7 protein-coding genes are annotated in these 6,323 nt (G+C 68.1%); 3 read left to right on the top strand and 4 right to left on the bottom strand.

Translation table 11 applies throughout. The annotated features are described in order from the left end of the window. Nucleotides 1–19 precede the first annotated feature (19 nt). From ABD154_RS02770 to ABD154_RS02755, 4 genes are all read right to left on the bottom strand, one after another. On the bottom strand, nucleotides 20–940 hold the full coding sequence (locus ABD154_RS02770; protein ID WP_198500058.1) for an NAD-dependent epimerase/dehydratase family protein: 921 nt from the start codon (nucleotides 938–940) through the stop codon (nucleotides 20–22). Nucleotides 941–966: 26 nt separating this feature from the next. Further along, nucleotides 967–2,547 carry a succinic semialdehyde dehydrogenase gene (locus ABD154_RS02765; protein WP_198500057.1) on the bottom strand — a complete coding sequence of 527 codons (1,581 nt, stop codon included), beginning with the start codon at nucleotides 2,545–2,547 and terminating at the stop codon, nucleotides 967–969. Nucleotides 2,548–2,624: 77 nt separating this feature from the next. Continuing rightward, nucleotides 2,625–3,536, bottom strand: coding sequence for an acetoacetate decarboxylase family protein (locus ABD154_RS02760; protein WP_198500056.1), 912 nt, complete (start codon nucleotides 3,534–3,536; stop codon nucleotides 2,625–2,627). A 136-nt stretch (nucleotides 3,537–3,672) separates the two neighbouring features. Beyond that, nucleotides 3,673–4,248 (bottom strand): TetR/AcrR family transcriptional regulator, encoded by a 576-nt coding sequence (locus tag ABD154_RS02755; RefSeq protein ID WP_232623778.1) that lies wholly within the window; start codon nucleotides 4,246–4,248, stop codon nucleotides 3,673–3,675. Between the two features lie 101 nt (nucleotides 4,249–4,349). Between ABD154_RS02755 and ABD154_RS02750 the strand changes: the two genes are divergently transcribed. Genes ABD154_RS02750 through ABD154_RS02740 form a run of 3 tightly spaced genes read left to right on the top strand, consistent with a single transcriptional unit; the run spans nucleotide 4,350 to nucleotide 6,317 of the window. Further along, nucleotides 4,350–5,078 carry a type 1 glutamine amidotransferase domain-containing protein gene (locus ABD154_RS02750; RefSeq protein WP_198500055.1) on the top strand — a complete coding sequence of 243 codons (729 nt, stop codon included), beginning with the start codon at nucleotides 4,350–4,352 and terminating at the stop codon, nucleotides 5,076–5,078. Further along, nucleotides 5,075–5,854 (top strand): SDR family NAD(P)-dependent oxidoreductase, encoded by a 780-nt coding sequence (locus ABD154_RS02745; RefSeq protein ID WP_198500054.1) that lies wholly within the window; start codon nucleotides 5,075–5,077, stop codon nucleotides 5,852–5,854. The genes ABD154_RS02750 and ABD154_RS02745 overlap by 4 nt, the downstream gene beginning before the upstream one ends. Nucleotides 5,855–5,882: 28 nt before the next feature. Further along, nucleotides 5,883–6,317 carry a hypothetical protein gene (locus ABD154_RS02740; protein WP_198500053.1) on the top strand — a complete coding sequence of 145 codons (435 nt, stop codon included), beginning with the start codon at nucleotides 5,883–5,885 and terminating at the stop codon, nucleotides 6,315–6,317. Nucleotides 6,318–6,323: the final 6 nt, after the last annotated feature.

Genomic DNA, 6,323 nt, shown 5'->3' with positions numbered 1-6,323 from the left:
GGTGCGGGCGCCGCGGGACTCACTGGCCGAGGATGTCGGCGATGCCCTGCCGGTAGGTCGTCACAGCGAAGTCAGGGAAGCGGGAGGCGAACTTCGACGTGTCGAAGATGTTGTCCCCGCGGTACCGGGGAAGGAGTTCGGCCGCCTCGGCGAGCATCGGATTGAACCGGCTGCCCAACTTGAACACCCACAGCGGGAGCACGGTGTAGCCGATCTTCCGCCCGGTGATCTCGGAGGCGATCGCGATGAGCTCACGGTACGTGCGGCGATGCTCGTCGATCGGCAGATGCCAGGTCTGCCCGTACGCGTCGGGGGTGTTGCCGAGCAGCGCCAGCGCCCGACTGGCATCCGGCGTCCAGATCAGCGATCGCTTCGTCGTCGCACTCACCGGCACGAGCGGACGCTTGCCCGCCCTGATCCGGTCGAATACGAGCATGTTCGACCAGCTCTTCGTCTTCCCCGGCCCGTAGAACTCCGGGGCCCGACCGATGAGCGCGTCGATCTGACCGGCGGCCATCGCATCGAGGAGCATCGTGACGATCTCCGCCCGCACCCGCCCCTTGCGGCCACCGGGGGCGAATCCCGTCGACTCGATCTGCGGGGTCGGGGTGCCCGGATACATGTACGTGTTGTCGAAGAAGACGAGCTTCGTCCCATGGGCCATGCACGCATCGATGACATTGCGCATCATCGTCGGGAACTTCTCCTCCCACAGGGCCGAATCCATCGGCAGACCCACCGTGAGATAGGCGATCGCGCTGCCCGCGACAGCACGCTCGGTCGACGCCGGGTCCATGAGGTCGGCGGCGACCAGCTCATCCGTGCCGTTGACCTGCTTCGGGTGCCGGCTGACGAGCCGGATGTCCTGAGTGAAGTCGCGATGGAGGGCGCGGGCGAGTTCGTCGGCGATCGGCCCACCTGCACCGAGAATGGTCTGCATTCCGTCTCTGCGTTCGCTGGTCGGGTTCACTTCACACCCGGTATCCGCTTGAGCACGCGCAGCGCGCCGGTGACGATGCGCGCGTAACGCGCAGGATCGACGTTGTCCGGCACACCGACGGGCAACAGCCGCGAGGCGGCGATCGTCTGCGACTCGGTGTACTTGAGGATGCCGTGCTCCCCGTGCCGCCGGCCGAGGCCGGAGGCCTTCATGCCGCCCATCGGGGCATCCATCGACCCCCACGCCGCGGCGTACGCGTCGTTGACGTTGACGGTGCCGGCCTCGAGCCGGGAGGCGACGCGGACTCCGCGGTCCTCGTCGGAGGTCCACACGCTGAAGTTGAGGCCGTAGTCGCTGTCATTGGCTCTCGCGATCGCCTCCTCCTCGTCGGCGACCCGGTAGAGGCTGACGACCGGACCGAAGGTCTCGTGCGCGTAGACCTCCATCGACTCGTCGACATCGGTGAGGATCGTCGGCTCGTAGAAGTAGGGGCCGAGCTCGGGACGGCGCCGACCGCCGGCGAGCACCGTGGCGCCCTTGTCCCGCGCATCATCGACATGGCGCATCACCGTCTCGAGCTGCTTCTGCGAGACGAGCGAGCCCATGTCCGCGGAGTAGTCGATCCCGGCGGTCAGCGTCATCGCCCGGGCAGCGGCGGCGAACTTCGCAGTGAAGTCGTCCCAGAGGACGTCGGGGACATAGATGCGCTCCATCGAGATGCACAGCTGCCCGGTGTTGGAGAAGCTCGCCCGGATCGCCCCGGACACGGCCTTGTCGACGTCGGCATCGTCGAGGACGAGCAGGGCGTTCTTCCCGCCGAGCTCCATCGACGCATCGATGAGGTTCTCCCCGGCCTGGGCGGCCACCGTCCGTCCCACAGCGGTCGACCCGGTGAACATGAGGAAGTCGGAGTTCTCGATGATCGGCAGACCGAGTTCGGCGCCAGACCCGGTGACGACCTCGACGAGACCGGGCTGCATGCCCGCCCGCTCGAGCATCTCCACGGCCCACAGTGCAGCGAACGGCGTCTGCGCATCCGGCTTCGTGACCACCGCATTGCCGGCGATGATCGCCGGCAGGGCATCGCTGATGCCGAGCGTCAGCGGATAGTTCCACGGCGAGATGATGCCGACGACGCCCTTCGGATGATGGAGCTCCCACACCTTCGTCAGCGCCAGCTGCGCACCCTGACGGCGCTTGGGTCGCAGGTACCTCTCCGCCGTGTGCGCGTAGTAGCGGGCGTTCAACGCGACATCCATGATCTCCTCGAACGCATGCCGGCGGGCCTTGCCGTTCTCCAGCTGGATGAGGTCGAGGACTTCGTCCTGGTGGCGCAGCACGAGGTCGTGGAAGCGCATGAGCACCTCCGCCCGTTCCCGAATCGGACGGGCGGCCCACTCCTTCTGGACGCTGCGGGCCCGTGCGGCCGCGGCGACGACATCGGCCGGGGTGGCGTGCGGAACAGTGCCGAGCACCTCACCGGTCATCGCATTGGTGACGTCCTGCGTGGCGTCGGGGTCGGCGACCCGCACGCGGCGGCTCAGCGCCGCGAGTCGGTCGGCGGTGATCCTCGGAGTGATCCGCGCATCCGCGGTCAATGTGGACACGATGGTCTGCCCTTCTGTGGTCGTGTGTCGGGAATGGAGCGATTGGCTGGGAGTGTAGGTCAGTGACATGAACGTCGTCAGTCGAGCGAGATGACGCGCGGCATGTGGAGAGCCGCCTGACCGTGGGTCATGACATCGAACATCAGGGTCCGCGTCGGACGCAGCGAGCGGATGTCATCGGAGATCCGTCCCTCGCCGAGGCGGGTCTCGACATGGCGCGGGAACAGCGCGGTTCCCGAGACGAGGGCGTTCGTCTGGTTGAACGTCGCATGCCATCCTCCGTCGAAATGCGTATACGACGTCAGGGAGGACACCGCGGTGCCCGACCGGTGCCGCTTCTGCCGGGGAGTCAGGGCCCGGAGTTCGAAATCGGTGCCGCCGGAGTCGTTGAGCACCCGTCCGGTCACGGACTGCGCGGTGATGTCGACATCGATGTCGGTCACCCACTTGGGGAAACCGTAGCCGTCGTGCCCGCGGACCTGGGCGATCTCGGTGTTGACGGGCAGGGAGAGCACATAGGAGTCGAGGTGGTTGTTCTTCAGCGCCGCGAGCAGGTCGATCGCCCCCAGCGGACCGTGGTGGGGCGGTTTGACCGCGATGCCGACGGCCGCCTCGGTGTAGAAGTCGATGTCGGCGACGTCGTAGCGGAACAGCAGCACCGAGGCGAGACCGAAGCCGGGAACGGCTTCGAGCGGATCGAGCGGTGCGGGCAGCCGGTCGCGCAGCGCGCTCATCGGCGCGAGCATCGTCAGGCGCGCGCTCGACATCGCGTAGTAGAAGTTCGGGGTGAACGTGCGCCCGATGCGCGACTCCACCTCGACCTTGGGCTGATTGCGGAAGAAGTCGACGCTGGTCACGCGGGGGTCGCGGGCGACCTCGTCGAGGTCGGGCTGCATGCGATAGCGGTCGAAGAGACCGCCCGCGGGCACCTGGAGGGTGCGCGAGCCCAAGGTGACTTCGGTGGTCGGGGCGGTGTTCGTCTCGGTCATGTTTCTCACTCCACATCTGATTCCGGACTCTCGAACTGAGAGTAGGCTGACGAAGTTAACAGTGTCAACATGGCGATGCGGGGATTCATTCCCGACCTCCGGGTGTGTTCCCGGTCTCAGCGGCGCTGCGTGGGTCTCAGTCGGTGAGCAGGGCGGCGAAGGCGGCGCGGACGCGGGTGTCGAAGTCGACGTCGTCGTTGGCCCCGAGGGTGCCGTCGATGTGGAGGGTCGCCAGTCCGTGGGCGAGTGCCCAGCCGGCGGTGGCGAGTCCGTGCGGGTCCCGCTGCGGGTGGGTGGCGATCGCGACCTCCTGGATGCGGGCGAAGACGGCCGCGCAGGCGACCCTGACCTCGTCGACGGTGCTGAGCTCCTGGCCGAACATCAGTGCGTAGAGGGCGGGATGCGCCTCGGCGAAGTGGATGTAGGTGAGCGCGAGCTCGACGAGCGGGGTGTCGCCCTCCCCGTGCTCGCCGACGACGGCTTCGAGTGAGGTCTGGAGCTCGGCGAAGCCGTCGGCGGCCATCGCGGCTTCGAGGTCCTGCTTGCTTTCGAAGTGGCGATACGGCGCGGCCTGGGAGACGCCGACCCGGCGGGCCACGGCGCGCAGGGAGAAGGCCTCGCCCGTCTCGAGCATCTCGACGCCGGCGGTGATGAGCGCGTGGCGCAGGTTGCCATGATGATGCCGCGGCTTCTCCGCGGACGCTGTTGACACAGTCGATCCTCCCCCGTACTTTTTCAGTGTGGACACTGTTAACTTTAGCAATCGAAGCGTCCTCCCCACAGCGTCCTCGTCGTTCTAGGAAAGGTCCCCTCATGACATCGGTTCTCTTCGTCATCACCGCCGCCACCGGATGGACGCTTGAGGACGGTACCGTCCATCCCACCGGCTACTGGGCCGAGGAGGTCGCCGAACCCTACCGTCTCTTCTCCGAGGCCGGGTGGGACATCACCGTGGCCACGCCCGGGGGAGTGCCTCCGACGCTCGACGAGCTCAGCCTCGGCATCGCCGGGGGTCGACCGAAGAAGCGCCGGGAGATCCGCGCCTACCTCGACTCGATCAAGGACGCCCTCGACCATCCCGTCGCCCTCGACACCGTCGACGAGGCCGACTACGACGTCGTCTTCTACCCCGGAGGGCACGGCCCGATGGAGGACCTCGCGGTCGATCCGGTCTCCGGCGCACTCCTTAAGCGGCGCCTCGACTCCGGCAGGCCGCTCGCCCTCCTCTGCCATGCGCCGGTCGCCGTGCTCGCGGCGAAGAACGAGGACGGGTCGAACGCCTTCGCCGGACGGACGATGACGGGACTGTCCAACGTCGAGGAACGTCTCAACGCCTTCGCGTGGAAGGCCAAGTGGCTCCTCGAGGACGCCGTCAAGGACGCCGGGATCCACTACGAGAAGGGCGTGGTTCCGCTGCGTCCCCACATCGTCGTCGACGGCAGCCTCTACTCGGGGCAGAATCCCGCGTCCGCCGAGGCGCTCGCCTCCCGGATCATCGCCGACGTCGACGGCCGACGCGCGGCACCGGGGCCGACGGCGTGAGTCGGCACGCACTCGACGTCCGCGGCACCACCGTCCTCATCACCGGCGCGAGCTCGGGCCTCGGGGCGGAGTTCGCCCGACAGTTCGCCGCCCGCGGTGCCGATCTCGTCCTCGTCGCCCGCCGCCGTGACCGGCTCGAGGAGCTCGCCCGAGAGCTCGAGACCGCCCACCGCATCACCGCCCATGTTCTCGTCCATGATCTCGCCGAGGCGGCAGGGGTCGACGGGCTCCTCTCGGATCTCACCACCGGGGGCATCGCGGTCGACTCGCTCGTCAACAACGCCGGGTTCGGCATCGCCGAACCCTTCGCCGACACCGCCCCCGAGCGGATCGATGAGATGCTCGCCGTCAACGTCGTGGCACTGACCCGGCTGACCCGCGCGCTGCTGCCGCAGCTGACCGGGGTGCTCGTCAACATCGCGAGCACCGCGGCCTACCAGCCCACGCCCGGGATGGCCGCGTACGGTGCGACGAAGGCCTACGTCCTCTCCCTCACCGAGGCGATCGCCGAGGAGACGCGGTCGGTTCCGCTGAGGGTGCTGGCGCTCAGCCCCGGTCCGACGAACACGGAGTTCTTCGCCGTGGCCGGCAGCGACTTCGCCGGCACGGGACGCTTCGACACCCCCGAACAGGTCGTCGCGGTCGCCTTCGCCGCACTCGAGCACCGTCAGCCGCGCAGCGTCATCTCGGGGTTCGGCAACAAGGTGCTCGCCGCCGGTGCCGGTCTGCTGCCCCGGAGGATCGCGCTCAAGGCCGCCCGGAAGGCACTGGAGTGAACCTGTTCACCGCAGGTACGGTGGGGACATGACGATCGAGACGACCGAGATCACCGCCTACCTCGATGAGTACGCGCGCTCGCTGAGCGAATTCGACGCCGAGGCGGCGAGCCGTCTGTGGTCGATGCCGGGAATGATCGTCGACGATGCGTTCTCCGGGGTGCTCGAATCGCGGGAGGCGATGGCCGCGGGGCTCGAGCAGTCCTACCCGCTCTACCGGCAGCTCGGGCTCGCCTCGGTCGGGTACGACCTCCTCGGCGAGGATCATCTCACCCCTGACCTCGTCATGGTCCAGGTGCGCTGGGACTTCGTCGACGACGCGGGGGAGCCGCTCACCGACAGTGTCGCGCACTACCTGCTGCGACGCGAGAGCGAAGGGCTGCGGGCGACGGTGTGCGTGCAGACCGACGACCGCGAGAAGCTCCAGGCGCTCGCGACGGCGAAGGGCGTCGACCTTGGATAGCCGGTC

Origin of the sequence: Brevibacterium sanguinis (genome assembly GCF_039528855.1) — a bacterium.
GTDB classification, from domain to species: domain Bacteria; phylum Actinomycetota; class Actinomycetes; order Actinomycetales; family Brevibacteriaceae; genus Brevibacterium; species Brevibacterium sanguinis.
This window is presented reverse-complemented; position numbering and strand designations above follow the sequence as displayed.